Origin of the sequence: Colwellia sp. MB02u-14 (genome assembly GCF_014076915.1) — a bacterium.
Classification (GTDB): domain Bacteria; phylum Pseudomonadota; class Gammaproteobacteria; order Enterobacterales; family Alteromonadaceae; genus Colwellia_A.
In genome coordinates this window covers 1-308 of record NZ_JACGUX010000002.1, presented here as the reverse complement: position 1 = coordinate 308, position 308 = coordinate 1, and the positions used below count along the sequence as shown (strand labels likewise).

Genomic DNA, 308 nt, shown 5'->3' with positions numbered 1-308 from the left:
AAGATCCGTAAGGAGCAAGAAAGTGTCGCCCATGATTTAACCCAGTTAATCGATACGGCCAATGCCCCTATTTTTGGGATTGATGCCGCAGGTCTGGTGAACGAATGGAACCAGCGCGCCGAGCAGCTCACTGGCTTTGCTAAGATTGATGTCATGGGAAAAGATCTGGTGGCCGGGTTTATCACCGATGATTACAAAGCCTCGGTTAAAGGGATATTGGATAAAGCCCTGCAAGGTGAAGAGTCGGCTAACTATGAATTTCCGTTGTTTACCAAAACGGGCGACCGGGTGGATGTGCTGTTAAACTC

The 308-nt window shown here is 48.7% G+C and carries 1 protein-coding gene; it reads left to right on the top strand.

What is annotated here, in order from left to right; genetic code table 11:
- On the top strand, positions 1 to 308 hold a 308-nt coding region (locus tag H4J52_RS01345), incomplete at both ends, for a PAS domain-containing protein (protein WP_182224118.1).